The 24,856-nt window shown below is 63.2% G+C and carries 24 protein-coding genes and 1 pseudogene; 10 read left to right on the top strand and 15 right to left on the bottom strand.

Annotated elements, in window-relative coordinates:
- Positions 1–152: 152 nt before the first annotated feature.
- The 7 genes from AC5RTT_RS04555 to AC5RTT_RS04525 form a co-directional block, all read right to left on the bottom strand.
- Positions 153–1,142, bottom strand: a complete 990-nt coding sequence (locus tag AC5RTT_RS04555; protein ID WP_494144195.1) for an ABC transporter permease — start codon at positions 1,140–1,142, stop codon at positions 153–155.
- 17 nt (positions 1,143–1,159) lie between these two features.
- Complete coding sequence (locus AC5RTT_RS04550) at positions 1,160–2,707, bottom strand: ABC transporter substrate-binding protein (protein ID WP_494144194.1); 1,548 nt, start codon at positions 2,705–2,707, stop codon at positions 1,160–1,162.
- A 116-nt stretch (positions 2,708–2,823) separates the two neighbouring features.
- Entirely contained in the window at positions 2,824–3,219 is a 396-nt protein-coding gene (locus AC5RTT_RS04545) for a Fur family transcriptional regulator (protein ID WP_494144193.1), read from the bottom strand.
- 1 nt (position 3,220) lies between these two features.
- Positions 3,221–4,135, bottom strand: a complete 915-nt coding sequence (locus AC5RTT_RS04540; protein ID WP_494144192.1) for a metal ABC transporter permease — start codon at positions 4,133–4,135, stop codon at positions 3,221–3,223.
- The gene (locus AC5RTT_RS04535) at positions 4,135–4,923 is read right to left on the bottom strand and encodes a metal ABC transporter ATP-binding protein (protein WP_494144191.1); all 789 of its coding nucleotides are present in this window, start codon (positions 4,921–4,923) and stop codon (positions 4,135–4,137) included. The genes AC5RTT_RS04540 and AC5RTT_RS04535 overlap by 1 nt, the downstream gene beginning before the upstream one ends.
- 3 nt (positions 4,924–4,926) lie before the next feature.
- Positions 4,927–5,964 (bottom strand): metal ABC transporter substrate-binding protein, encoded by a 1,038-nt coding sequence (locus tag AC5RTT_RS04530; protein WP_494144190.1) that lies wholly within the window; start codon positions 5,962–5,964, stop codon positions 4,927–4,929.
- Between the two features lie 81 nt (positions 5,965–6,045).
- Positions 6,046–6,369: a hypothetical protein gene (locus AC5RTT_RS04525; protein ID WP_494144189.1), complete on the bottom strand. Its 324-nt coding sequence runs from the start codon at positions 6,367–6,369 to the stop codon at positions 6,046–6,048.
- A 151-nt stretch (positions 6,370–6,520) separates the two neighbouring features.
- Between AC5RTT_RS04525 and AC5RTT_RS04520 the strand changes: the two genes are divergently transcribed.
- Together AC5RTT_RS04520 and ykgO are read left to right on the top strand one after the other, a co-directional pair.
- Complete coding sequence (locus tag AC5RTT_RS04520) at positions 6,521–7,618, top strand: GTP-binding protein (RefSeq protein WP_494144188.1); 1,098 nt, start codon at positions 6,521–6,523, stop codon at positions 7,616–7,618.
- Positions 7,619–7,651: 33 nt separating this feature from the next.
- Complete coding sequence (gene ykgO, locus AC5RTT_RS04515; protein WP_011693081.1) at positions 7,652–7,774, top strand: type B 50S ribosomal protein L36; 123 nt, start codon at positions 7,652–7,654, stop codon at positions 7,772–7,774.
- A 227-nt stretch (positions 7,775–8,001) separates the two neighbouring features.
- Here the strand turns inward: ykgO and AC5RTT_RS04510 are convergent, their stop codons facing one another.
- Entirely contained in the window at positions 8,002–9,036 is a 1,035-nt protein-coding gene (locus AC5RTT_RS04510; RefSeq protein WP_494144187.1) for a serine hydrolase domain-containing protein, read from the bottom strand.
- A 701-nt stretch (positions 9,037–9,737) separates the two neighbouring features.
- Between AC5RTT_RS04510 and AC5RTT_RS04505 the strand changes: the two genes are divergently transcribed.
- Positions 9,738–10,874 carry a beta-propeller fold lactonase family protein gene (locus AC5RTT_RS04505; RefSeq protein WP_494144186.1) on the top strand — a complete coding sequence of 379 codons (1,137 nt, stop codon included), beginning with the start codon at positions 9,738–9,740 and terminating at the stop codon, positions 10,872–10,874.
- Positions 10,875–10,915: 41 nt separating this feature from the next.
- Positions 10,916–11,093 (top strand): annotated as a pseudogene (locus AC5RTT_RS04500) (enoyl-CoA hydratase/isomerase family protein); the annotation flags it as partial.
- Between the two features lie 187 nt (positions 11,094–11,280).
- On the opposite strand, the gene AC5RTT_RS04495 reads toward AC5RTT_RS04500, so the two are convergent.
- The 3 genes from AC5RTT_RS04495 to AC5RTT_RS04485 all read right to left on the bottom strand — a co-directional run bounded on the left by AC5RTT_RS04495 (position 11,281) and on the right by AC5RTT_RS04485 (position 13,668).
- Positions 11,281–11,694 (bottom strand): PadR family transcriptional regulator, encoded by a 414-nt coding sequence (locus tag AC5RTT_RS04495; RefSeq protein ID WP_494144185.1) that lies wholly within the window; start codon positions 11,692–11,694, stop codon positions 11,281–11,283.
- Positions 11,681–12,112 carry a hypothetical protein gene (locus AC5RTT_RS04490; RefSeq protein WP_494144184.1) on the bottom strand — a complete coding sequence of 144 codons (432 nt, stop codon included), beginning with the start codon at positions 12,110–12,112 and terminating at the stop codon, positions 11,681–11,683. Before AC5RTT_RS04490 ends, AC5RTT_RS04495 begins: the two co-directional genes overlap by 14 nt.
- Positions 12,113–12,876: 764 nt before the next feature.
- On the bottom strand, positions 12,877–13,668 hold the full coding sequence (locus AC5RTT_RS04485; RefSeq protein WP_494144183.1) for a GAF domain-containing protein: 792 nt from the start codon (positions 13,666–13,668) through the stop codon (positions 12,877–12,879).
- Positions 13,669–14,471: 803 nt separating this feature from the next.
- On the opposite strand from AC5RTT_RS04485, the gene AC5RTT_RS04480 reads away from it, so the two are divergent.
- The 6 genes from AC5RTT_RS04480 to galU all read left to right on the top strand — a co-directional run bounded on the left by AC5RTT_RS04480 (position 14,472) and on the right by galU (position 19,984).
- Complete coding sequence (locus AC5RTT_RS04480) at positions 14,472–15,044, top strand: hypothetical protein (RefSeq protein ID WP_494144182.1); 573 nt, start codon at positions 14,472–14,474, stop codon at positions 15,042–15,044.
- A gap of 2 nt (positions 15,045–15,046) precedes the next feature.
- Positions 15,047–15,328 (top strand): PqqD family protein, encoded by a 282-nt coding sequence (locus AC5RTT_RS04475; protein ID WP_494144181.1) that lies wholly within the window; start codon positions 15,047–15,049, stop codon positions 15,326–15,328.
- Entirely contained in the window at positions 15,318–16,541 is a 1,224-nt protein-coding gene (locus tag AC5RTT_RS04470; protein ID WP_494144180.1) for a hypothetical protein, read from the top strand. The genes AC5RTT_RS04475 and AC5RTT_RS04470 overlap by 11 nt, the downstream gene beginning before the upstream one ends.
- A 10-nt stretch (positions 16,542–16,551) precedes the next feature.
- Positions 16,552–18,126: a tyrosine-protein kinase domain-containing protein gene (locus tag AC5RTT_RS04465; RefSeq protein WP_494144179.1), complete on the top strand. Its 1,575-nt coding sequence runs from the start codon at positions 16,552–16,554 to the stop codon at positions 18,124–18,126.
- 9 nt (positions 18,127–18,135) lie between these two features.
- The gene (locus AC5RTT_RS04460; protein WP_494144178.1) at positions 18,136–19,032 is read left to right on the top strand and encodes a nucleotidyltransferase family protein; all 897 of its coding nucleotides are present in this window, start codon (positions 18,136–18,138) and stop codon (positions 19,030–19,032) included.
- A 61-nt stretch (positions 19,033–19,093) separates the two neighbouring features.
- A complete protein-coding gene (gene galU, locus AC5RTT_RS04455; protein WP_494144177.1) occupies positions 19,094–19,984 on the top strand; it encodes a UTP--glucose-1-phosphate uridylyltransferase GalU in 891 nt (296 codons plus the stop codon).
- 18 nt (positions 19,985–20,002) lie between these two features.
- Here galU and AC5RTT_RS04450 read toward each other — a convergent pair whose 3' ends face one another.
- The 4 genes from AC5RTT_RS04450 to AC5RTT_RS04435 all read right to left on the bottom strand — a co-directional run bounded on the left by AC5RTT_RS04450 (position 20,003) and on the right by AC5RTT_RS04435 (position 24,724).
- Positions 20,003–20,452: a VanZ family protein gene (locus tag AC5RTT_RS04450; RefSeq protein WP_494144176.1), complete on the bottom strand. Its 450-nt coding sequence runs from the start codon at positions 20,450–20,452 to the stop codon at positions 20,003–20,005.
- Between the two features lie 143 nt (positions 20,453–20,595).
- Positions 20,596–21,201: an LPXTG cell wall anchor domain-containing protein gene (locus tag AC5RTT_RS04445; protein WP_494144175.1), complete on the bottom strand. Its 606-nt coding sequence runs from the start codon at positions 21,199–21,201 to the stop codon at positions 20,596–20,598.
- 178 nt (positions 21,202–21,379) lie between these two features.
- Positions 21,380–23,251 carry a DUF4012 domain-containing protein gene (locus AC5RTT_RS04440; protein WP_494144174.1) on the bottom strand — a complete coding sequence of 624 codons (1,872 nt, stop codon included), beginning with the start codon at positions 23,249–23,251 and terminating at the stop codon, positions 21,380–21,382.
- Positions 23,252–23,299: 48 nt separating this feature from the next.
- Complete coding sequence (locus tag AC5RTT_RS04435; protein ID WP_494144173.1) at positions 23,300–24,724, bottom strand: sugar transferase; 1,425 nt, start codon at positions 24,722–24,724, stop codon at positions 23,300–23,302.
- Positions 24,725–24,856 lie beyond the last annotated feature (132 nt).

Here is a 24,856-nt window from a genome sequence, read left to right as displayed (position 1 = left end):
CAGCGCGGCCAGCAGCACAGCCGCTGCCCGCTGGGCCCCGGAGGCTGTGGCAAACCAGCGGGTTCGGCCGCGGACCGGAGCGGAGGCGGCTGAGCTGCCCGGCAGTGGCGTCTTGTCGCCCGCGGACCGCTTGCTGAGGAGGGAGGCAACCATTACAGGACCACCTCCCGGCGGCGGGGACGGGGGTCGATGGCGGCCGAGCCCAGGTCAACGGCCGTGTTAAGGGCGACGACGAGGAGGGCCAGTGCCACGGCCGTGGCCTGGATCATGGGGATGTCACGCCAGAAAATCGCGTGCACGAGGGCGTGCCCCAGGCCCGGCCAGGCGAAGAGGCTTTCGACGATGACCACGCCTTCGATCAGGAGCAGCACCTGCACCCCAACATAGGCGATCAGGGTCACCCCAGTGTTCCGCAGCACGTGCCGGAAGAACACCAGGCGGGCGCTGAGGCCTTTGGTCTGGGCGAAGTGGACGTACCCGGATTCCCTGACCTGCACCACGGTGTCGCGGGTGACGCGGGCGAAGAGCCCGGAGAGGCCCACGGCAAGGGTGGCTGCCGGCAGCACGATGTTGCCTGCTTCACCGTGGCCTGCGGCCGGCAGCACCCCAAGGTGGACGGAGAAAACCAGGATCAGGACCAGGCCGAGGAGGAACGGCGGAAGCGCACGTGCTCCGGAGACCCAGAGGTTGGTGATCCGGTCCATTGCGCCGCCGGGTTTGGCGGCGGCCAGGGCTCCGGCGGTGGCGCCGGTGGCAAAGGCGATGGCCAGCGCTGCCACGGCGAGCTGGGTGCTGCTGGACAGGTAGAAGGCCAGTTCCCCGGCGACGTCGGCCCCTGTCACCAGGGAGGTTCCGAGGTTGAAGGTCAGCAGGTCGGCGATCCAGTCCAAAAGCTGCTGCCAGACGGGGCGGTCCAGTCCCAGTTCAGCGCGGACGCTGTCCGCTGAGGCCGCGGTGACCTGGTCGTAGCCGTAGCGGCCGGCGGCGATGCGGAAGGCGATGTCGCCGGGCAGGTTCTGCACAATGGCGAAGCACGCTGTGGAGACCAGCAGGACGACGGCGGCCGCCTGGACGGTGCGTTGGCGAAGGATGCGGGCTGCAGGTCCGGAAAGGACCTGCAGCCTCGCTGCGGGTGTGTGCACGGAAGTTCTTTCCCCTTTTACTTGGCCCAGCTGAGGTCCGTGAGCCGCCAGGAGCGTTCCAGCGGGTCAAGCACCAGGCCGTCAACCCTCTTGCTCACCACGGCGCTCTGGCGGTACCAGGCGACGGGGATCACGGGCAGTTCGGCGTGCAGGATTTCGGTCACCGTCCGTCGGTTCTCCTCCGGGCTGCCGGTGCCGGTGGCCATGGTGGCCAGTGTCGAGGTCAGCTCTGCATTGTTCCAGCCCATGGCGCCGTAGTCCGCGCCGTCCGGGGCGAAGTCGTCCGCGAGGGTCACCAGTGCGTCGGGCACGAGTGCGTAGTTCCGGGAAAACAGTGCCAGTTCCAGGGAACCGTCCTGGTGGCCTGCGGGGATCTCGCTGGAGTTGCCGATCTTCACGTCAAGGGCAATGCCCAGGTCTTTGAGCTTCGCCTGGATGGCGGTGGCCAGCAGAGGCAGCTCGGGCCGGTCGGGGAAGGTGCGCAGGCTGATCGAGAATTTCCGGCCATCGCGCTCCAGGGTGCCGTCACTTCCGGGTGCCCAGCCTGCCTCGGTGAGCAGTTTGCGGGCTTCTTCCATGTTGTGGGTCAGCGGCGCGGCGTTGTCCTGGTGCCATTCCGGCAGCGACGGCGGGAACAGCTGGGTGGCGGCCATCTCAGGGTCCCGGAGCAAAGCTGTTGCCATCGCTTCGCGGTCCAGGGCCAGGCTCAGGGCCTGGCGGACCCGGACGTCCCCCAGGATTTCGTGGCCCGCGTTGACCTTCAGCAGGATGCTCCGTGGGAGGGTGACCTGTTCGATGTCCTGCTTGCCGGCCTGCCTGATCCGCTGCAGGCTGGTGGGGTCCATCCCGAAGGTCACATCGGCCTGGCCGCTTTCGGCCATCAGTGCACGGCTTTCGGACCTGCCTACTGCCTGGTAGTGGACTTCGGTGATGGCCGGCTTTTCGTCCTTCCATTGCTCGGAGACAGCCAGCTCAATGGTGCCCGGCTGCTCCAGGCGGGTCACCTTGTAGGGGCCGGAGCCCACCACGTCGGTGACCGTCCGGTCGGCCGCATACGAGCTGGGGGCGAGAATCTGTGTGCTGGTGTGGGCCAGCACGGCGGGCAGCGGGGCGTAGGGCTGCCCCAGGTCCACGCGCACCGCGCCGTCCTCGGCCGTGACGGCCTTCACCGGGACAGCGGAGAAGGGGCTGCCGGCTTTGGCCCGGGCGGTTTCCAGTGCAGCGGCGGCGGCCTCTGCCGTGACGGGGGTCCCGTCGTGGAAGCTGGCACCCTCGCGGAGGGTGAAACGCCAGGAGAGGTTGTCCGGGGAAGCCTCCCAACCGGTGGCGAGCCCCGGCCGCAGTGCCCCCTGGTTGTCGGCGTCCACCAGGGTTTCGGCAACCTGCAGGCGGGTGAAGAACCCACCGCTGGTTGAGGGGTCCAGGCTGTGCAGCTCGAACTGCCCCACCACCTTCAACGGCTGCTGCGGAGCCTCGCCTTTGGTCGCGCCTTCCCCCGCGCAGCCGGCCAGCATCATTACCGCGGCCGCTGAGGCCCCGGCCATTCTCATCGTGCGCCCAAGCATGGTCCGCTCCTCTTATATCGCCAAATGTTCAAGTTCCAACGCGCCATCTTACTTGCAAATGATTATCATTACTAAGTGAGTAGTGGCGGGTGGCGCCGGGAACGGGCAGTAGGAGCTTAGGCCTCGCCCCTGTCCTCACAGCCGGCGCAGACGCCGAGGAGTTCAACGGCGTGTGAGACGACGGTGAAGCCATGCTGGCGGGCGGTCCGATCTGCCCAGCGCTGGACGGCGGTCTCGGTGACTTCCACGGTGTATCCGCACTGGCGGCACACCAGGTGGTGGTGGTGTTCCTGGCGCTGGCAGCGGCGGTACCGGGTTTCGTTGTCTTCGCTGCGCAGCACATCCACTTCGCCTTCCCGGGCCATGGACTGCAGAAGCCGGTACACCGTGGCCAGGGCCACCGATTCCCCGTCCTCGCGCAGTTTTGCGTGCAGCTGCTGCGCGCTGCGGAACTCCGGCGTGCGCTTCAGCAGCTCATCAAGCGCGCAGCGCTGCCGGGTCCGGCGCTCCACCCTAGGCGTCCTCGTGAAGCCGCAGATCGTCGTCGGCATCCAGGTGCGGGCCGGAGGCCTGCTTCGGCCGCGGAAGGAGGGGTCGCACCAGGGCCACAACAGCGTAGACGCCGATAGCGAGGACCACGATGGTGGCCCCGGGGGACAGCCGGTGGAAGTACGTGATGGACAGCCCCGTAACGCAGACCGCGGCACCAATGATCATGGCGGTGCCCATCGTGGCACGGAAGGATTTGGCGGTCAGTTGGGCGATGGCGACCGGTACGATCATCAGCGCCGAGACGAGCAGGACCCCTACCACCCGCATCGACACGGAAACCGTCAGGGCTGCCAGCACTGCGATGAGGATGTTCAGTGCCCGCACGGGAAGGCCGGTGGCGCGGGCGAATTCCTCGTCATGGCTCAGGGCGAAGAGGGCTGGCCGCAATCCCAGGCCGATGCCCAGGATGAGCACGGCCAGGCCGGCGGCGAGCCAGACGTCCAGCGCCGTGACGGTGGAGATGGATCCGAACAGATAGCCGGTGAGGTTGGCCGCGGTGCCGCCGGCCATCCCGATGAGGAGCACTCCGCCGGCGATGCCCCCGTAGAAGAGCAGGGCAAGGGCCACGTCACCGCTGGTCTTGCCCTTTTCCCGCACCACTTCGATCAGCACCGCCCCGATGATGGCGGCGACGACGGCCCCAGGCACAGCGAGCAGGTCGTGGGGGGTGAGCCCTGCCGCGCTTCCGGCGAGCCAGCCCATGGCCACGCCTGTCAGGGCGACGTGCCCGATCCCGTCCCCCAGCAGGGCAAGGCGCCGCTGGACCAGGTAGGTGCCCATGACGGGCGCCGAGATGCCAACAAGCACAGCGACCATGAGGCCGCGCTGCATCAGCGGGCTGGCGAGCATGGTTGCCATGGCGTCGAAGAAAGCCATCACCACTCCGATCGCAGGTCAGGGACGGTATGTCCGGGCAGGGGAGGATCGGCGTGCGCGTGGACGTGGTCATGGTCCGGGTGGTCGTGGCCGGGCGCGGCTGCGGGCGGCGGGCCGTCGAATATGACCCGTCCGCGGCGCAGCACCACGGCCCGCTCCACCATGCCGGCCAGTTCGCCCAGTTCGTGCAGCACCACCAGGATGGTGGTGCCCCGTCCACGCATCCGCTCCAGGGTGCGGGCGAGGGCCTCCTTGGAGGCCCGGTCGATTCCCGCCAGGGGCTCATCGAGGATGATGAGATCCGGGTTCCGCACCAGGGCGCGGGCGATCAGCACGCGCTGCTGCTGGCCGCCGGAGAACACCTGGACGCTTTCATGGGCGCGGTCGAGCAGTCCCACCTGCTCCAGCGCCTCAAGTGCTTTCCGGCGGGCAGCGCGGCCGGTCCGCAGCCGCCGGTTGTCCAGCAGTCCGGAGGCCACCACTTCGACGGCGGTGGCGGGCACCCCGGAGCTTGGCCCCAGCCGCTGCGGGACGTAGCCCACGCGGGACCAGGGAACTGAGCGGCGGGCTGCGGTGACGTCCGCGCCGTAAATCTCGGCGGTTCCTGAGGTTACCGGGACGATGCCCACCAGCGCCTTGACCAGGGTCGATTTACCGGAGCCGTTGGCTCCGAGCAGCGCAACGGCCTCACCTTCAGGGACGGTGAGGTCGATGCCGTGCAGGATGGTCCCGCTTTCCACGGACACCTGCAGTTGCCGTGTCCGGATGGGAGGCTGGTGGGCGGCCACGGTCTAGGCGCACTCCAGGGCGGTGCGCAGGGCTTCGAGGTTGCTGCGCATCACTTTTTCGTAGTCTGAACTGTTGTCTGTCAGCCCTTCGAGCGGGTCCAGGACCGCAGTCTTGACGTTCAGGTCGGCGGCGAGTGTTTCCGCGACCTTGGGGTTGACCAGGGTCTCGGTGAAGATGGTGCTCACCCCTTCATCCTTGACCACCTGGCCGATTTCGGCCAGCCGTGCCGGTGACGGTTCGGTATCCGGTGCCAGGCCCGAAATGCCGGCCTGGGTCAGGTCATACTTGTCCGCGAGGTAGCCATAGGCCTCGTGGGAGACGACGATGGTGCGGGTCTTGCAGGTCTTCAGGCCCTGGCTGAAGTCCTCATCCAGTGCAGTCAGTTTCCCGGACAGGGTTTCGGCGTTGGCCTCATAGACGGCGGCGTTGGCCGGGTCGGCTTCGGCCAGTTCCTCGGCCACAGCGTGGGCCGTGTGGGCCAGGCGTTCGGGGTCGAGCCAGAAGTGCAGGTCCTGGCCTTCCTCCGAGTGCGCTTCCTCGGCGTGGCCTTCTTTTGAGTGGGCTTCCTCGGAGTGGCCGGCTTCCGTTTCCTCCGCGTGCCCGTGTTCCGCCGCGGCTTCGGTGTGGGTTTCCGTGCCGTGGTCATGTTCGGAGTGTCCGGCGGGGAGGGTTGCTTCCTCCGAGACGTCCAGGGCCCGGGCGGGGGACGCCTGCTTGATGGCTTCATCGACGGCGGGCTGGAAGCCGGACAGGTACACCACGGCGCCGGCGTTTTCCAGGGAAGCCACGGCTGCCGGGGAGAGTTCGAGGTCGTGGGGCTCGGTCCCCGGAGGGGTGAGTGATTCAACCTCCACCTTGTCTCCTCCCACCTGCTCCACCACGTACTGGAGGGGGTAGAAGGACGCCATGACCTTCAAGGGCGCAGCGTCTGCGCCGGACGTGCCCGAAGGGGAAGCCTCCCCGGAGCCGGGAGCACAGGCCGTCAGTGAAAGGGCGGACAAAAGGGGCATAGCGAGAACAAGCCGGGTACGGGGTTTCATGACACTGATTCTCAAGTAAATGAGAATCAGTGTCAATTGACGCCGATAGGTGGGGTCCGGTCCTGGCGCCCCGTCCGGTGGTCAGTGTTCGTCGTAGTGGTCCCCGTGTTCGGCATGGCGGTGGCCGTCGTGGAGGTAGTCCACGTGGTCGCCATGGGGAGCCGTTTCATGGTGGCAGTCCCCGCTTCCGTGCCGGTGCTCGCCGGCCGTATGTTCTGCCGGATCGTCGTGTTCGTCGTAGTGGTCCTCGTGGGCGGCGTGGCGGTGGCCGTCGTGCAGGTAGTCCACGTGGTTCCCGTGCTGGACGGTTGCATGGGTGCAGCCACTTTCTCCGTGCGTGTGCTCAGTGAGGGTGTGTTCTGCCTTGACTTCCTCGGTCATGATGGCTCCTTCAATGCCAGTCATTCATTGTGGCTGTTGGGGTGCGGTTGCCCGCTGAGGGCGATGGTGTCACGGATGACGTGGGCCAAATATACGCTTATGGGCTTTCGAGGAACAGGGGACGCGTCAGCGTGCTAGTTGATAATGAGAATCTTTCTCATGTAGGATCTGGGCCATGCCTGTGACTGTTGTGAGCTCCCTTGACATCCTTAGCCGCCAACAGGCGTGCGCCGCGCTGGCGGCCGGATCGCCCGGTGCCCTTGTCATCCTTCATGACCTGTTGGAGGACGGCGTTGTGGTCCGCCGGGTCTACCAGGACGGCCGATGCATCGAGCGGGAGGAATCTACCCTGGAGCATGGCTGCCTCAGCTGCACCGTGCGGCTGGACATCGTGCCAGCCGTGGCCCGGCTGCTGAGGTCGGGTCCGCGCATCTTTTTGGGTTTGCCTCCCGCGGTAGCCTCACAAACCGCGGTGCAGGCCCTCCGCAAGGGTCTTGGGAACTCCCTGATGGTTGACTCGGTGGTGCTGGCCTGTGCCCCTGACGCTGTGGAGGACCAGATCTGGGACCATCACACGCTGTTCGAGTCCGGGTTTACTCCCGTCCCGGAGGATGACCGGACCCCGGGGGAGTTCCTGATGGGGGAGCTGCTGTTCAACGATTCGGTGGTGCTGGCCGATCCGGCCCTGGTGCCGGTGGATGCGCAGGCGCGTGCCCGGGGTGTCCAGCTGATCAAGGAGCTGGCGCCGCACGCCGCCGTCACCGAAAGCGGCGGGGACATCCGGCTGGGGAGGCATAATCTTACGGACGCCGCAGCCCGGACAGTGCCAGGCTCGGTCCGTGTCCCCGTTGCCTCCTCTGCGCCGTTCACCACGGTGGTGCAGAAGGTTGAGCGTCCCCTGCACCCGGAACGTTTCCGGCATGCCCTGGCAGCGCTCGCCCAGGGGTGCTGCTGGCTGCGCGGACGGATCTGGGTGGCGTCAGCGCCGGCCTGCCGGATCTCCATTCAGGGCATTGGGCCACGTGTCTGGCTGGAAAACACGGGCCCGTGGCAGGCCGGACGGTCTTCCCTGCCCGGTGTGCCGGCTGCGGAACCGCACGGCGCCGCACTGGAATGGCATCCCGAATTCGGTGACCGGGGAACCGTCCTGGCCGTCACCGGCGATGCCCTGGACGCCGCCGAAATCGGAGCACTGCTGAAGGCATGCGAGCTGACGGAAACGGAGATGGCGTCCGGCACCACCTCTTTCCCTGATCCTTTCGGACTGAACTAACCAACCAACGGAAACATCACTGAGGAGCACACCATGAAGGTAAGAAATTCGCTGCGGGCACTGAAGAAGATCCCGGGTGCGCAGATTGTCCGCCGCCGCGGCCGTACTTTCGTCATCAATAAGAAGAACCCGCGCATGAAGGCACGCCAAGGGTAAGCCGGCCCGAACAATTCTTCTGCCTCCGGCGCCTCCGGACGGTATGACCACAACAGCTGATAAGGAACACGTCATGCCTAAGAGCAAGGTACGGAAAAGAGCGCAGCAGAAGCTGGTGCTGGAACGGCAGAGTGAACAAGCGGAGCCTGCTGGATGTCCAACCAGCTGCTGCCCGCCGCCCGCTCGCCAAAGCTCCAAAGGCTAGGGCCAGGCACAGTCGGCGTGGCCTACGGGCAGAGCCGGTCCAAAGTCTCTTGGAGGGCGGAGACCATCTGGTCATCCCACAGGTTCAGCTTGTCATCCGTCTCCGGATCCTCAAGGGGTGTGGGCATTGGGGGCGGGATCAGGGTCATGGTGGCTTGATACCGTCCGTCTGTGCTGGCGACCGAGGCGGTGCGGTAGGTCCAGAATCTGCCCGTACCGCCGAATCGGTGCTTGTCGTCGCAGTCCTGGTTCCACTTCCAGAGCCCGAGGCCGAGCAGCGGAAAGACCTCGGTCTTGGTCATTTCCTCCAGTGAGCCTGGCGATAGGAGGTCTCCACGGAACAGGGCTGCGTAGAAGTCGTTGATATCGGACATGGTGGAAAGCGCTCCGAAGGCAGGTGACCCCAGAATGCCCGGGGCTTCGGTGATATCGAGGCGTTCGCCGCCGTAGGTGATGTAGCCCCGTATGACGGAGGGGTTGGCGGCTGTGGCCGGATCAAGGGACGTGCTCTCCAGTTTGAGCGGATCAATGACGTCCGCCCGCAGCACCTCGGTAAACGGCTGCCCCCGCAGTTTCTCTACGAGCTGGCCGAGCGCCATGTAGTTGGAATCGGAATAGCGGAAGGAGCCCACGTCCCGGGCGTCCCATGGCAGTTGGGCTGTCAGTTCCAGGGCCCGTTGGGTACTGATGTCTTCTGTGACGACCCGTGGGACGTCGTCGGCGGTTTTCTCGGTGACCTCTTGGAAGGAGTGCATGCCGGATGTGTGTCCCAGGAGTTGCCGGACGGTGATAGGTCCGGGCGGCTTGAGGACAGTGGTGAAACTGTCCAGGATGCCATTCACCGGATCGTCCAGACCGATCAGGCCGTCCTCCACCAGCTTCATGACCGAGACGGCGGTCATGGACTTGGTGATACTGGCGACGAACACCTGGTCCTCGGGCGTCGCCGCTTCCTTTGACTCCAGGTTGCGGACGCCGTAGGCCCGGGACCATATTTCTCCCGGCCACCTGACTTCCGCCACCACAGCAACTGAGCCCTGGTCAACAAAAGCGCGCATGGTGTTATCGATTGACCCGGTGGGAGGCGGCGCGCTGCCAAGGGAAACGGGGGCGGGAGCCGGCTCTGAATAAGTACACGCGCCCAGAGCCAGCGCCATCGCAGCCAACGCGCTGAGAAGGGGCACTCGGGATGTTTTCATGACGCCGCCAGATGTCCATGGCAAGAGAGCTGAAAGGGCGGCCGCAGGACGCAGCACAGCCTTCCGGTCAGGAATTAGAAGGCCAAGCGGCCATCGCCCGGTACGGTCAACCGGCTGGGTGACCGTGGCTGCAGGTGTTTTCCCCCGGCAAAAGGTCGTGACCCTGAATGCAGGTGGCTGAGGGAGGGGGCGGAGTATCGTGCGCCAGGAAAAAGAGGCTGCTGTGGCCGTCGGCGATGGCGGCGTCCTCGCGCTTCAACCAGGATGTCCGCTGGGGGCCCTCTTTAGCCTCACTTTTGTGGAAACGGTGGCTGTTCCTGAATGGGTTACCGACCACGGCTGACCGCGACCTTTCCAACGACCCGTCCCTGCAATGCAGTGATTTCCGGTACCACGAGTATAGGCTCGCACCCCTTTTGACGACAGAGACGCTGGCGCAACCCCCGGAAGCAGGTAAATCCGGCCCAGAAGACAGGTATTCACTACTGCTGACCGTGGGTCTGCCTCGTCTATAGACTCCGATTCCAGCCGACTTCGCTCGGAAAATGCAGGAGGATCTGATGGCGTTCAGAACAACATTGGCCCGGCCGCGTGCCGCCTTCATCAGTGCCGTCCTGGCAGCCCTCATGCTGGTCGGCAATCTCCCGGCAAATGCCCAGGGCGGGGTGACCTCCACCATCCCGGTCGGGACGTCTCCGAGGGGTGTTGCGTTCACTCCGGACGGGTCGAAAGCCTACGTCACAAACGGCGGCACGGTGTCGGTCATCGCTGTGGCGTCAGGCACGGTGACTTCCACGATCCCGGTCGGGCCGGCTTCGTACGGTGTTGCCTTCACCCCGGACGGGTCGACAGCCTACGTCGCCAACTTCGGTTCCGACACGGTGTCGGTCATCGCTGTGGCGTCGGGCACGGTGACCTCCACGATCCAGTTCAGGTTCGGGTCTGGCCCGTACGGTGTTGCGTTCACCCCGGATGGGTCGGCAGCCTACGTCACCAACTACAGTGCCGGAACTGTGTCGGTCATCGCTGTGGCGTCGGGCACGGTGACCTCCACGATCCCGGTCGGGACGGGTCCGTCCGGTGTTGCGTTCACCCCGGACGGGTCGGCAGCCTACGTCACCAACTTAGGTTCCGGCATGGTGTCGGTCATTTCTGTGGCGTCGGGCACGGTGACCTCCACGATCCCGGTCGGGTCGGGTCCGTCCGCTGTTGCGTTCACCCCGGACGGGTCGGCAGCCTACGTCACCTCCTACGGTTCCGGTACGGTGTCGGTCATTTCTGTGGCGTCGGGCACGGTGACCTCCACGATCCCGGTCGGGCCGTATCCGGTCGGTGTTGCGTTCACCCCGGACGGGTCGACAGCCTACGTCACCAACGCCAGTTCCAACACGGTGTCGGTCATCAACGTGAACTCGGCACCCCCGGTGTTCACCGCGAGCACACCCCCGGCCAAAGCGACCACCCGTACCGCCTACAGCTACACGTTCGCAGCCACGGGTGAGCCGGCACCGACCTTCCACGTGTCCTCCGGTGCACTGCCCGCAGGGCTGAGCCTGGACTCCAGCACGGGGGTCCTTTCCGGGACTCCGACCAAGGCTGGCAAGGCGACGTTTACGGTTACCGCCACCAACGGCGTCAGCGCTGATGCGACCACCGGCCCCATCACAATCACCGTGACCAAGGGCAAGGTTCGCTGAGAGGTCTCGTTCCGCGTGGGGGGGCCGGGTGGCTACCGGCCGCCATAGGCGCGTTTGGGGCCAGTAAGCAGCTGGTGGCGCACATCCGGGACCAGGGCCTGGGCCTGTGGGAGGCCATGCAGGAGGAAACACGGAGCAGGCGCGGCTCTGCAAACCAACGATCATGCCGAAGGATTTCGGGCGTTCCAGGAGAAGCGGGAGCCCCAATTTCGGGGATGAGCCCGTGGAGATCAGACAGGGCTGAGGCACAGCTCCGCGTCCCAGACTCAGCCTTGGGGCCGTTCTGTATCTCTAGGGTCGTGAGACGCCGAAAGGTTGCGTGGACGGATGTGGGATACGGGCCATAGATGGGAAGGTTCTGAGGATCTGCCGAACCACGCTCATCGTTGTGATTGGCAATGCTGCGTTAACGTGGTTGGGCTCGTCGGGCGGCAGCGGTTGAATCTCGGAAGAGTTTGGTGTTCACGTACGCCATCGGCCCGTGGAGGTAGCTCGACAAAACCCGCTCGCCGGAGGCGGTGAGCTCGTAGATTTTGCGCTTGGCGCCGGTGCCCACGACAGATTCCTGGCTATGGGTGATGAGGTTTAGGCCTTCCACTCGCCGTAGGGCCCGGTGCATGCTCTGCTCGTCCACCGCCAGGTGGCCCTCGCTAAGGTCGATAATGAAGCTCCGGATTTGTCCGGACCACCGCGGTTCTTCAGATAGGGCTAGCAAGATGAAGAGCATCAGGGTGCTCTTTTTGTGAGTATCGGTCCAGGCGGCGAGGACTTTGCGCTCATAGTCGGACAGTTCGTCTGCTGTCTGTTCAGACCTCGACATGCTCATAACCTCTGCTGAGCATGGCGCCGATCGTATGCACCAGAAGCCCAGCCCCCCACAGTACGCTCATCGAAAACAGTGGACCGGACCACCCCTGCTGCAGCACCTCACCGCGTCCGCTAACCATCAGGATCCACGCGTGTACCCAGAAACTGCCGTTGATGATCAGGAAAGCGACAGCGTGGGCGAAGTAGGTTGCGTACGCGCGTTGGCGCAACGCGGTCGCATTCCTCATTGCGAACACCACCATATAGAGCGCCACTGCGGCCAGCAGCAGCATGGTGCCGGCCGTGATCTGTCCGTCCGCAACGAGGGCTGTAAATCCTTGGACAATCAGAACCCCCATTACCAGGGCTCCCGTGTAGCGGGCGAGTGTTTGATTCGTGATCGGGATGATGCCGTCGGGTCGGGTTTTCATACTAAGCTCCTTAGTAGACTATAGGTATAGTACCTTTGGTTATTACCTCAGTCCAGTGAGAATGGGCCCCGGCTCGACCTGCTTGTCCCGCATGCCGAACGCTTGCTCGCTGAGGGAGCTCGTTACCTAGTGCGTGAATCTCCGCCTGGTGGCGATTCTCGTAACTATGTCTTTAGGCAAGGCCTCTAAGACTTCTCTCGGATCTCCCTGACGATCCCGCCGCGAGAGTGCTATCTGTTGGCCGAGTAGGAGCGGTCGAAAACGACCCTCTTTGAATGCGCTTTCGAGCGCAGCCAGGGGAGCGGATGGAGCGGGCTAATTTTGCCGCTGCCTGAGCGGCCAATTGGGGTAAGTCATCAAGTTAAGTCCTACTCAGCGGTAAGGAAACCTTCACGGATCAACCGGCACCGGCATAAGAGCGGAGTGGGGAACGAGAAAGCCAGACCGAGGGGTGCCGGCGAAAAATCACGTCAGCCTGCGGCCGGAGTAGCGAGGAGTTCGAAATAGCAGGAGAATGACACCGCGTTTCTAGCGCATCCCATCTGGATGACCGGCGTCGAGCGGCAGAGACACAGCAGGAAGATCAATTTTTGCGCAGGGCGGGGCTAGGCTCTTTCATCACCTCCAGGCGGGAACACGTCACGTCTGCTTAGATCGATTTGGGCCTGGCTGCGCTAAATAGGGGAGGCCGGAGGGGTAGTTTGCCTCCCACCCTGTCTATCGTTGGGAACCTTATTCAGAGTTTCTGGCTGTGCAACCCGCAGCTAGTTCCTTGCATCCACGAGGTTTTGGACGATTGCGGCGAGTATCCGAAGTACTTGCTGTTCAGATGGCGGAAAGCTCCGGGGTTGCTGGTCGATGATGCATAGGGTACCGATGTTCCAGCCCCGCGGCCCATGCAATGGATAGCCGGCGTAGAAGCGGATATGGGGCTCGCCGGTAACGAGTGGGTTGGAAGAGAAGCGCTCACTGGTGAGCGTGTCGTTGATGATGAGCATTGAGTTGTGTTCCACGGTGGCCGCGCAGAGCGCGACTTGCCTGGGAGTCTCCTCGCGGAGGGGCCCGATGACAGACTTGAGGTACTGGGTGTCTGCGTCTATCAGCGACAAAGAAGCAGCCCCGACATTAAAGAACTTTCTGGTGGCAGCGACGATCCGGTCGAAAGCTTCCTCCGGACCGGTATCTAACAGGCCCGTTCTGTGCAGTGATTTCAGGCGTTCTGTCTCGGCTTGTTCGGGCGTAAGAAGGAACCTGCCAGCGGCTCCAAGCGACGAGAGCCCATGCTCCAGGATCCTCTTCTTGTTGGCTGGGTACGGCTCGGGCCGTCCGAGCTGTATGTGGTGTGCGTGGTCGTAATGTGGTCTTGCTGCGAGACGGTAACCGTTCCTGCCACCAGGGTCGTGTTCAGCTTTGGACTGGGTGTGGGTGCCATGGATGTATGTGTCTACCTCGAACTTCGACCAGCGGGAATGACCGGAAGTAGCGGGCAGGAGTTTTCGGGGATCTATACCGAGCGTGGCGGCGAGCTCAAGCCGGCGCTGCAGTTCCTCATCCATGAATCCACCTCCAACAAGGTCTCGTCTCACTTATCCGAAACATCAACGCTAATAAGGCTACTTACTACTTTGCCCCTCGGGCTAGTCGTGGGTCTAGAAAACTCACTTCCGCTTGCCACGGGCTGCACGCTGTCAATCAGTGGCCCATCCGCAGTGAAGGTAGGTCTGCCGCCTTGGTTTTAGGTAGGTACGGTTGGGCTGCAGGAACGGGTATTGCCTACTCGTGATTCGCCCTTCAGCTGGTTGTTGACTGGAAGTGCCGGCGAGGATGGGGAGTTTGCCACTTCGGCTCACGCTCCGGAACGTCGCCGGCACCACCATTGCGGCGGCTGAAGCAATGAGTCCCCGGCGGGGCCGGATCGGCTCAGGAACGGCGGAACCCATGCGAGCCAGATTGTCCACAGGAGACGGCATGAACCTCGCGGCCTGTCCCCACCAATTCGTTGGCCGATGCGATGACTGTTCCGCGTCGACGGGCCTGGAAGAATCCGACCAGATGGTGACGGATGAAGGCGGAACCACGTTCTCCGCCGAGTCAGGCACTCACCCGCCCACATAGGTGCTCCTTAACCCGGTTCAGGTCTCGGACATCGAGGGCAGCATTTGAGTCTGCGGGACACATTTCCGCAGGTGAGGCGCGATTTGAGATAAAAGGAACCCAATCTTGACTGAAGCTTGAGTCCCGCTTGCAGGGATCTTTATCCCCGTTGGAAAGAGTAGAAGAGGCCGGAGTCCGCCGGCCAAAAAACACAGCGTCGGCCGTAGGTGGCCGATCCATGCTCAAAACTACTCCGGGGGCTTATTTGTCTGAGATTTTGCAGGAAGAAGTCGTTGCCAACGAAAGCGGTGTAAGCCGCCGCAGGGTAGTCGCAGGTGTTGCCTGGTCACTGCCGGTGATTGCAACCGCCATTGCCGCGCCGGCCGCAGCAGCGTCCGGGATTTCGGCAATCACACTCCTAAGTGCTGCTTCCACTATCAGCCTCACCAGTTCAGCCACCGGTCAAGGTACCAGCCGCCCGGGCACGGGCCCGGCGAATTTCCAGATCATCAACAGCGGCAGTGCATTCACTGGTGCAATCACCGGAACGGTCAACATCAAGCCGATCGGGATCGCAAGCGCGGGTGTCGGCATTCACTCCATCACGTCCGCCACACTGACGTCCTCGGCGTACACGAGTGCCCATGAGTACAACGCCACGTTCACCCTCGCCCAAGAGGTTCCGGCCGGCCAGACAGTGACTGTCCCCATCTTCTTCCAGTACCAGCGCGTCAACCCGGCGCCATCTGGCACTCTCGCTTACATCCTGACCATCACCCTGCGGCTTCCGGACAACACGAGCCGGATTATCACCGGCACCGTGACGGTCACCTACTAGCCATGGTCTGGAAGCGTGGCGGCCTGGTGGCCGAAGTCTGCAGCGAACGCCGGAGCCGGGTGGCCCTGCTCCATGTGGACGCAACCCAGCCCGTGGTATTGGAAGGCCCGGCCGCCGTCATTTGGGACCTGATCGACGGCCAACGGACAGAGCAGTCCATCCTCGCGGAACTTGAGGCAACCTTCGAGGACCACACAGGGCAGATGCACTCCCAGGTGGAAAGCTTCCTGGCCAGCCTGGAGGCCCAGCGCCTGATCGAGGCTGCGCCCGGCAGTGGCCACTAGCAGCTTCATCCCCGGGAGCACGGCGCGGAACACCCTCGTGGGGTGGGAGAAGCGCCTGTTCGAGGAACTGGCAAAAGGCAGCGACCTGCTGTGTGTGGACATTCTGGGAGTGCAGTTCGGTGTCCGCTGGGGCCGTGCCGTCACCCGGCAGCAGCGGGAGGGCATGAGCGCGGCCTGGGCACGCTGTGCCAGCGTCCGTCAGCTCCTGCTGCCGCCGCTGCCGGAGGAACCCACTGCCGGCCTGCCGTTCACGGTGTCAGTTGGCCACCGGTCCGTGGCGCACGACGGCGGCACGTTCCTACTGCAGGCCGCCTCCTTTGAGGAGCTGGCCGAGACCCTCACTACCCGGCTCACGGTGGCCGCCATCCTGGCCAATGCCGGCGAGCTCACGATGCTGCACGCCTGCGGCCTTGCGGATCCCCTGACGGGCGCGGTGGTGGCGCTGGTGGCCAAGTCGGGAACGGGCAAGACCACCGCGGCCTCCGTGCTGGGCCGGACCTACGGGTACGTCACGGATGAGACAGTGGCCATCGCCCATGACGGTTCCGTGGTGCCGTACCCCAAGCCACTGTCCGTGAAGGACGGCAACAGCCCCCACAAGCGGCAGGTGGGGCCGGACGAGCTGGGGCTCCTGCCGGTTACTGCCATGCCCTACATCCGATCAATTGTGCTGCTGGACCGAGTCCAAGGCGGCACAACGATAGCCCCGGTGCTGGCGAAGGTCCCGCTGGCCGACGCCGTGCTCGCCCTGCTCCCGGAGACCTCCTCGCAGGCCGAGATGGGGGCGCCGCTGCAGTCGCTCTGCCACCTGGTCGACGACGTCGGGGGAGTCTGGCAGGTGACCTACTCGGAAGCTGAAGACCTCCCGGCGGCCCTGGAACCGTTGTTCCGCGAACAGCCACGGTCGGAACCGGAATGGGAAGCCAAGGTTGCCGGAATTGTCCGGCCCGGAGACATTCCGGAGGGCTGTTTCCGGCGTGCAGCAGCCAAGGATGCCGTGGCCATCGGGGCCGACCTCCTCGTGATGCTGGAGAACCGGGTTGTCCGGCTCAGCGGGATCGGCCCGGCCATCTGGGAAGCAGCCGCCGCCACCGTTGCGCTGGAGGACCTGGTGGAGGCCGTTGCCAAGGTGCACGGCAGGCCGGAAGGCTACCGGGCCGCCGTCGAACGCGCAGCACAGCAGCTCGCCGCCGAATCAGTTTTGGAAAAGTAAGGAAACCACCATGACCACACCAGCCGCCGCTGCGGAAGCGCATCCCGGCCTGGACCTGACGGACTACCTCCGCGTGATCCGGGCGTACTGGAAGGGGATTGTTGCCCTCACTCTGCTGGCCACGCTGACTGCGCTTGGCTGGACCGTACTGCAGCCCAAGATCTACTCGTCGGATTCCAGCGGCATTGTGGTGACGCCCGGCTCTGACAACGTCAGCCTGTCGCTCGCCGGGGACAGCCTGGCCAAGGCCAAGGTCAAAAACTACGAGTCCGTGGCAAAGTCGCGGCTCGTGGCGGACCGCGTCATCGCTGCACTGGGGCTGGACACCACGGCAGACGCCCTCCTTGGCAGCATCACCGTGAAGGTCCCGCTGGACACCGCAGAGATCCGGGTGACAGCCCAGTCCACGGATCCGGCCACGGCGCAGCGCGTGGCCGACGCGTGGGTCAACGGCCTCGCCGCCCAGGTGGAAGCGATTGAAACGGTGCCGCCGGCCCAGACGGCCGTCGAGTCCGGGGCCGCAGCCACGCCCGACGCCGGGACGTCGCCGAGTGCCACGGCTACGGCTGTCCGGGTGCTCCCGCTGGGCAAAGCCGTCCTGCCCACCAGCCCGTCGTCGCCCAACACCAAGCTGAATCTTGCGTTGGGTGCACTCATCGGCCTGGCGCTTGGAATGGCCTATGCGGTGATCCGCCGGCACCTCGACCGGCGCATCCGGCACGCCACCGAGATCGAGCGGCTGTTCGGGGTTCCCGCGATCGGCACCCTCCCGGCGGACCGCCGTCTGGACGGCAGGAGCAGTGTCCTGGACACGGGCACCGCAGAGCAGATCCACGACGCCGGGGGAGCGATGGCCGAGGCCCTCCGGGAGCTCCGCACCAACATCAGCTTCCTGGACGTGGACCAGCCGCCGCGGATCATTGTGGTCACCAGCTCCGTGCAGGCAGAGGGCAAGTCCACGGTCACGGCCAATCTCGCCGTCACCATGGCAGCTGCCGGTGAGAACGTGGTGGTGGTCGACGGCGACCTCCGCCGGCCCACGCTGGTGGACGTTTTCAACCTGGTTCCGGGCGCGGGGGTCACCGACGTTCTTACCGGCACCGCCGAGCTCGAGGATGTCCTGCAGCCCTGGGGCGCCCTTCCCAACCTGTCAGTTCTTGGCTCGGGCCGCATACCCCCGAATCCCAGCGAGCTGCTCGGATCACGGGCCATGAAGACCATGCTCAATACCCTGGCCGAAAATGCCGTGGTCCTGATCGATGCCCCGCCGCTGCTTCCGGTGACAGACGCCGCCGTCCTCTCCCGCACGGCGGACGGTGCCATCGTGGTGATCCGGACCGGAAGGACCACCCATGAGCAGGTTGCCCAGTCCCTGGGGAACCTCGAAAGGGTGAAGGGCCGCGTACTGGGTGCGGTCCTGAATTACGTGCCCACCCGGGGCGCGGACGCCTACTCCTACTACGGAACGTACACGTCCGCTCCTGCCGCACCTGCAGCTGAACCACAGCGCGCTCGCGCCCCGCGGAATTCCCAAGGAGAAAGTCCTGTGGAAGCTGCCCTGAGCGGGCGCAGGGCCAAGGGCTAGGTGCTGTCCGTGGCAGACCGGGCCGTTCAAACCCGACTCAGTGTCTCCGAGGGCGTGCTCCTGGCGCACGCCCTGGTGTCCCGCGTGGCTGACAGCCTGGGTGTCCGGTCCTTCTTCATCAAGGGACCGGCCAGTGTGATGCAAGGGCTGCGCCGGCCCAAAACCTCAGCTGATGTGGATGTCTTTGTGGAACCCTCAAGCCTGGAGCTGATGCTTCAAGGCCTGCGGGGTCGGGGCTGGCGCCCACGCCCTGTGGATCCGGACACGACGACTTTTCCCAAACATGCTGTCACCCTGGGCCATCCGGAGTGGCCGTGCTGCATCGATGTCCACTTCCGCTTTCCCGGGATGGAAGCTGACCCGGCTGATTGTTTTGAGGTGATGTGGGCGCATACGGATGAGCTTGACCTTGCAGGGCAGAACGTGCGGGTTCCGTCGCCCACCCTCGCAATCCTGATCCTGGCGTTGCATGCGCTGCGGTCGCCCCATCTGCCTGCCTGCCGCCAGGAGCTGGCGTTCCTGGCGCAGCTGGTCCAGCACGAATCTCGGGCGGCCAGCATCCTGGGCCTCGCCGCAACCACAGGAGCGTTGGCGGCGATACGCCCTTTCCTGGAGGGCCTTCTTGAGGATTCCCATACGGTGGCGTGGCCGCAGCCGTCCACGGAATGGCGCAGTCGCCTACTGGCCAGGGAACCGGGCAGTGCCCGGCTTATCGCCATCCTCCAGGCCTCCTGGCGGGACAAGCCGAGGCTGGTGTGGCGCGCAGTCTTCCCGCGGCCGCAGAGCCTTCTGAGCCGAAACATCTATGCGGACATGACCTGGCGGGGGCAGGTCATGCAGCACAGGGCCAGATGGGTCCGGTTCCTGCGGTCTGTTCCCAAAATCATGCGCGATTTCAGGGGGTGAGGCGGCGCAGGAGCGTGCCACAAAATTGCTATCATCCACCGCTGATTTGTAAGGTTCACCTATGACTATGGGGAAAGCTATCACCAAAGCCGTCATTCCTGCTGCCGGATTGGGGACTCGCTTCCTGCCCGCCACCAAGGCAATGCCGAAGGAAATGTTGCCGGTTGTTGACCGGCCGGCCATCCAGTATGTCGTTGAGGAAGCCGTCAACTCGGGCCTCACGGACCTTCTGATGATCACGGGGCGCAACAAGCGCTCCCTCGAGGACCACTTTGACCGGGAGCCGGGCCTGGAGCGTGTACTGGAGGAAAAGGGCGACAAGGAGCGGCTGGAGTCCATTCAGTACGCCTCCGAGCTGGGCCCCATCCACTACGTCCGCCAGGGCGAGGCCAAGGGCCTGGGCCACGCAGTCCTGTGCGCCAGCCAGCACGTGGGCAATGAGCCGTTTGCCGTGCTGCTGGGCGATGACCTCATTGACGAGGCTGAGGACCTGCTGACCACCATGATGGAGGTGCAGCAGAAGACCGGGGGTTCCGTGATCGCCCTGATCGAGGTAGATCCTGCGCAGATCAGCGCCTACGGCTGCGCAGACGTCACGGCCGTGGACGGCGAGGATTACGTCCGCGTCAACAGCCTGGTGGAGAAGCCCGCCGCGGGGGATGCGCCGTCCAACCTGGCCGTGATCGGCCGGTACGTGCTGCACCCGTCCGTGTTCGGCGTTCTTGAGAACACCGCGCCGGGCCGGGGCAACGAGATCCAGCTGACCGACGCGTTGCAGACCCTGGCTGCCGGCGAGGGCGAAGGCTCCGGCGTGTACGGCGTGGTTTTCAAGGGCCGCCGCTTCGACACGGGTGACAAGCTGAGCTACCTGAAGGCCGTCATTACGCTGGCTTCCGAGCGCGTTGAGTTCGGCGAGGACCTGAAGACCTGGATGAAAGGCTTCGTGAACTAGCCCTCAGTCGCACAGAACCTATTGGAGGTCCGCTGCCGCAAGGTTGCGGGCCTCCAGTCGTTTAACCACCACAGTGGCCAGCAGAGCGCCCATGACAGCTCCCGACGCGTTAGTCACGAGGTCAAGTGGGCTTGCAAAGCGGTTGTGAAGAAATAGGAGCTGGCCCAGCTCCATGCATCCGGAAATGAACAATCCAAAAGCTCCAACCTGCCACCAGCGCTTTTCGGGAAATGCAAGGGTGCTGACAAATCCCAGCGGGATGAAAAGCACAACGTTGGCCGAAGCTTCGACGAATTTGTAATTGAACCAGCGGGGATACCCGTGGCGGTGCAGGAAGTTCAGGATATCGACAAGCTGCTCCGATACGGGTTGGTCCACGGGGCTTGGCCAAAAAGCGATGAAGGCCAGCGGAACCAGCATCACTGCGAGGATCGATCGCCAGAGCCGCTCGTTTTGGAGGTACTTCAATTCGCCTTCAGAGTTCTTAACGGGGGAGCCACATCGTTTGGAGCCTAGCTTGACGGTTGGCTTGGCGAATACCGAAAAAGAGAAGGTGGGTGGTCTCCTTTCGGAGAACACCCACCTTCTTTGGTGTTAGCTAGGTGATGCTGTTAGGCAGCAGCCTCTGCTTTGGCGCGGCGGCGAACAACCACTACCGAGGTTGCACCGGCGGCCAGTGCACCGGCACCAACCAGCGTCCAGAGGACCAGGCCGGAGTCAGCACCAGTGTTTGCCAGGCCGGAACCGGTGTTGGCCAAAGGGGCGCCGCCGGCGTTGCCGCCGGTGTTGGCAAGGGAAGCAGCGACGGTAACCGTAACAGGTCCAACAACAACGCCGGACGTGTTACCCGTTGCAGTCAACGAGTAGGTACCAGGTTCGCTGATGGAGATCGGAAGAGAGAAGCGCCCCTGGGCATCTGCCACTGTAGACAGCGTCTGGGGAGCTTGGACCACGGGAATCTTGGCCGCTACAGCGGCACCACCGGCGATGCTCGCGCCGTCCGAAGCGGGTGCCTGCCCAGGAGTCACCGTAATGGTGAGGGTTTCGCCGGCAAGGAAGCCCTGTCCGCTGAAGATGAAGGTTTCGCCCGGGCCGACGGTGCCGTCAGAAACGGCGGCCTGCGGCGGAAGGGCAGGGTAGGTGGCTGCCATTGAAGGAGCCGCGCCTACTAGTGCAATGGAACCGGCAAGTGCGAGTGCTGCGAGTGTTTTCTTCATGTGTCCCCCCGGAGACGTTTAAGTTTTGATGTACCCGAATTTGGGGAGTGTTCCCCTCCGCACGAGACCCTGTGCAGAACTACGGATAGATATCCCAAAAAAGACGCTACCATCTGCCCATGGTTGTGAGCAATCTCAATCCAGTCGGTTTACATAGTGTTAACGGCATGTCCACATTTTAAGTGCATGTCGCTTTTGCCGTGTCGAGCTTCACGTCTTTTACAGGCTGCACGGTGGGCGTGACAAACAAGTCAGGTTCTGCGTGCTGCACTATTTTGCCGAATGTGAATTCTACGGTCTTGCTCTCTCCCGGTGCGAGTTGTACAGCCAAGATGCCCACAGGGCGATTGCTGTGCAGGTGGGGTGCAAAGCCCGTCCGCTGGCCGTTCACTGTGGCCGTTTCCACATTTGCCTGAGCGGGGCCGTACGCGATGATGTTTGTCTGAACCGAACCTGGTGGAACTCCGAAGAGACCATCACCTGTCACGTATGGGGGCAAAATGGCAGCGGCATCTGCAGGAGCGGTGTTGGTGCTGGTTATTCGAACGCTCGTCTCTTCGTATCCGTCCCTCGGGCATTCTTTCACCAACTGCACCGTGCGCTTTACGTAGTAGTCCATCTTGGCGCCTGTTCCGTCGTTGAAGTACACGCCAAATTGGGCGGAGGGAACGCTGGGGCCAGATATGGCGCCACTCAGTGGGTATTTAGCAACTGCCGTTTGCTCCTCGCTTCTGGCCGACCAAACTAGAAGCCTTCCTTCCGAGGTCGCCTTGCCCATGGCCGTGAAAAGCCCGGCTGCATCCGCTTGTCCGCTTGATAGCGATGAGAAAATTTCCTGTGCCACTCCAGCAAAATACATATCCTGCAATTCGGGTTCTTCAATCTTGGAATAAACATCCGACAGCAGTGTTGGTACAACGTTGGCGGTACTTAGCGTGGTGGGCAACCCAATGTCTGAAAACGCCTTTACATCGGGGTTGCCGAGGTTCAGCGGGCCAGTAGCCTCCAGAAGGTATGCAAGCGCTACTGGGTCTATTGAGACGACCCCGTCTACTGATTGGCCGGTCTTCCGTTCCCACATGGCCCTTGCGCTAGCCGCAGCTGTCGGGAAGTCAGGCGTAAGGTTTACGTCTTGCATGAACTTTCCCATTCGCGCGGAATAGATTTGCTGCTGAGAAGCTTCAATTGGCAGCGGTGGCGTCATCACTCCTAGCTCCCCCGCGCTACTCTGAGCTCCAAGAGTGAGCTTTCCCCCATCAAAGTTGAGAATTGCCAACGCTCCAGGAATCCCGCCGGAAGCCCGGGTTTCTGCATTGTTCTGGATCATCAGTAGGTAGTTTCGCGGTTCTTCCGAACCGAGCATGGCGGGAAGCAACGTTGAAGCATCTGCAGCCGCATCCAATGCCCCCGTCACTTCTCGCAGTTCGCCCTTTGCTTGATTCAGAGGCTCCGCGACTTGTGGCAATAGCTTGCTATCGTCGATCTGATCAAGACGGTCAGCCGAGAGTCGAACAGCCTGAGCTGAGGATGCCACCGATGGTGCTGCTGCATTGATGGGATTTAGGTCAGATCCGTCAGCGCTGGGAAGCATGGACTCCCAATCGAGTACGTTGAAAACCTGGACGAGGGGCTTGAGTCCCAGGTTGGCGACATCGTCCGCGGCGCGTGCAACCTCAGACACTGCACTGAAGTTCTGACCTGCACCCGGCAGCGATGAAGCTAAGGTCCAGATTGGACTTTCTGCTGATTGCCTGGCAGCAGTTGTGTGACTGCGGAGCTGTTCTACCACCGCGGCGGCCTCGGTGGGCCTATTTTCGGCAATTTCAGACTTGAGGGAAGGTACCAGGAGAGCGACCGCCTCCAAATCTGATTTGATCGCCGAAGCTGTTGCACCGAGCCAAGCAGCAGAGGCCAACCCCATTGTCAGCGCGCCTGCAGTTACTCCACCGACGATTACGAGGCGACGACGTCGAACGTTTCTATCCCGATCTTTTTGGCTATTCCTGCGCATGATGCCTCTGCTCTCGTCGTCCACGACCGGATGAATCACTGGTTATTCCTTCCCCAACGCGGCAGCAATTAGTGCGCCCCACGCGAATCAGTAAGCACCGGTACTCTGGAATACTGCTCTGCCCGTCTTCAGCAGTATCACTACGTCACCAGCCAGAGACCAGTTTTCGACGTAGTACAAGTCGAGCCGGACGGAGTCTTGCCATGACAGATTAGAGCGTCCGCTGACTTGCCACAGGCCCGTCAGTCCTGGCTTAACGAGAAGCCTGCGCCGAACGTCCCTTTCGTACCCTTCAACCTCTTTAGGCAGTGGAGGACGGGGCCCAACGAGGCTCATGGAGCCGGCGAGCACATTGAAGAGTTGTGGGAGTTCATCGAGGCTGAATTTCCTTAGAAGTCGGCCAACTGGCGTAATTCTGGGATCGTTTCGAATCTTGAACAAAAGGCCACTGCCTTCGTTCCGATGCGCGAGGTCCGCCAGTCTCTTCTCAGCGTCCACAACCATTGAGCGGAATTTCAGCATGTGGAACTGCCTGCCCTCAATGCCAACACGCTTTTGCTTGAAGAGTATCGGCCCCGGGCTCGTCAGCTTAATACCCAGCGAGATACAAAGCATCAAGGGAAGCGAGAGAACGATGAGAAACAGTGAAGCGCAAATGTCAAACAGTCTTTTGGCTACACGTTGACCGCCTTCCAATGTTGGTGTCGTCACATGTATAAGCGGAAGGCCCGCGACTTGCTGCGTGTGTATGCGCGGCCCGGCGATGTCCGTTAGAGCCGGTGCCATGATCAGCCCGACGTTCCGCGACGCCAATGCCCAGCCTAAGTGGCGCAGGGTCTGAGGATGTAGTTGCACGCCAGCGGAGACTGCAACAGCATCTGCCTGACATTCGTCGATGGCCTCCAGTATCGAATCTGTCTGGCTTTTATGGCCGAGAACAGGGAGGCCAGACTGCGCTTCAACCGTGATTGTCTCGTCAGTCCCTGGCATGTAGGCAGCAATAGGAAGGTATCCGGCGTGTTTTGCGTCTACGAGCGTGGAGGCTAGGTGGGCAACCGCGCCGGGCCCACCAAGCAACAGTAATCGCGACATGCTTTCGCCGCCCTGGCGGGTAACGTTCAGGTGCTGCCGGAGTAGCCAACGTGCCATGAGAAGGCCGGTCAGACCGACTGGCAGTGCGATGCCGACGTATCCGCGGGCGGTATCAATGCGGAGGACATAGGAGAAAATTGCTACAAGGCCGAAGAGCCAAAGGGAGGCGGCCGCTACACGTTTGTACTCATCCGGCCCGGAACCAAGAATCCGACTTTGTCGACTATTCCAAGCGCCTAGCATCAGCCACCAAGCCACACACAGGGCAACGGACAACCACACATACCCTGCTTCAAATGCTGGATTTGTTGCGTCTGCTTCGAAGCCAAACCGAATGACATAGGCTCCTGCAACGGCCCAAACCACAACGAAAGCATCAACAAACCGCAATGTCCGCGACGTTCGTTTACGCCAATCCACTAACGCCCCCAGAACTGTTCTTGATCGCTCTTCGCGAGATCCCCGAGGACAGATTACAGCCGGAGGGCGGCGCATCCGCAATGCAATGACGAGCCACGTGAGGGATACGACGAGGTTCGAGAGCCAGTCGCG

This window comes from Arthrobacter sp. Y3221157 (assembly GCF_059089865.1).
Note: the sequence above shows the minus strand (reverse complement) of the source record. Positions and strands in the feature narration are given on the sequence as shown.

Coding starts and splice junctions, on each gene's coding strand:
- AC5RTT_RS04445 (WP_494144175.1), bottom strand. CDS start 21,201: ATGAAGAAAACACTCGCAGCACTCGCACTTGCCGGTTCCATTGCACTA.
- AC5RTT_RS04495 (WP_494144185.1), bottom strand. CDS start 11,694: ATGTCGAGGTCTGAACAGACAGCAGACGAACTGTCCGACTATGAGCGC.
- AC5RTT_RS04525 (WP_494144189.1), bottom strand. CDS start 6,369: ATGACTGGCATTGAAGGAGCCATCATGACCGAGGAAGTCAAGGCAGAA.
- galU (WP_494144177.1), top strand. CDS start 19,094: ATGACTATGGGGAAAGCTATCACCAAAGCCGTCATTCCTGCTGCCGGA.
- AC5RTT_RS04465 (WP_494144179.1), top strand. CDS start 16,552: ATGACCACACCAGCCGCCGCTGCGGAAGCGCATCCCGGCCTGGACCTG.
- AC5RTT_RS04490 (WP_494144184.1), bottom strand. CDS start 12,112: ATGAAAACCCGACCCGACGGCATCATCCCGATCACGAATCAAACACTC.
- ykgO (WP_011693081.1), top strand. CDS start 7,652: ATGAAGGTAAGAAATTCGCTGCGGGCACTGAAGAAGATCCCGGGTGCG.
- AC5RTT_RS04505 (WP_494144186.1), top strand. CDS start 9,738: ATGGCGTTCAGAACAACATTGGCCCGGCCGCGTGCCGCCTTCATCAGT.
- AC5RTT_RS04520 (WP_494144188.1), top strand. CDS start 6,521: ATGCCTGTGACTGTTGTGAGCTCCCTTGACATCCTTAGCCGCCAACAG.
- AC5RTT_RS04550 (WP_494144194.1), bottom strand. CDS start 2,707: ATGCTTGGGCGCACGATGAGAATGGCCGGGGCCTCAGCGGCCGCGGTA.
- AC5RTT_RS04475 (WP_494144181.1), top strand. CDS start 15,047: ATGGTCTGGAAGCGTGGCGGCCTGGTGGCCGAAGTCTGCAGCGAACGC.
- AC5RTT_RS04540 (WP_494144192.1), bottom strand. CDS start 4,135: ATGGCTTTCTTCGACGCCATGGCAACCATGCTCGCCAGCCCGCTGATG.
- AC5RTT_RS04510 (WP_494144187.1), bottom strand. CDS start 9,036: ATGCGCGCTTTTGTTGACCAGGGCTCAGTTGCTGTGGTGGCGGAAGTC.
- AC5RTT_RS04485 (WP_494144183.1), bottom strand. CDS start 13,668: ATGGATGAGGAACTGCAGCGCCGGCTTGAGCTCGCCGCCACGCTCGGT.
- AC5RTT_RS04530 (WP_494144190.1), bottom strand. CDS start 5,964: ATGAAACCCCGTACCCGGCTTGTTCTCGCTATGCCCCTTTTGTCCGCC.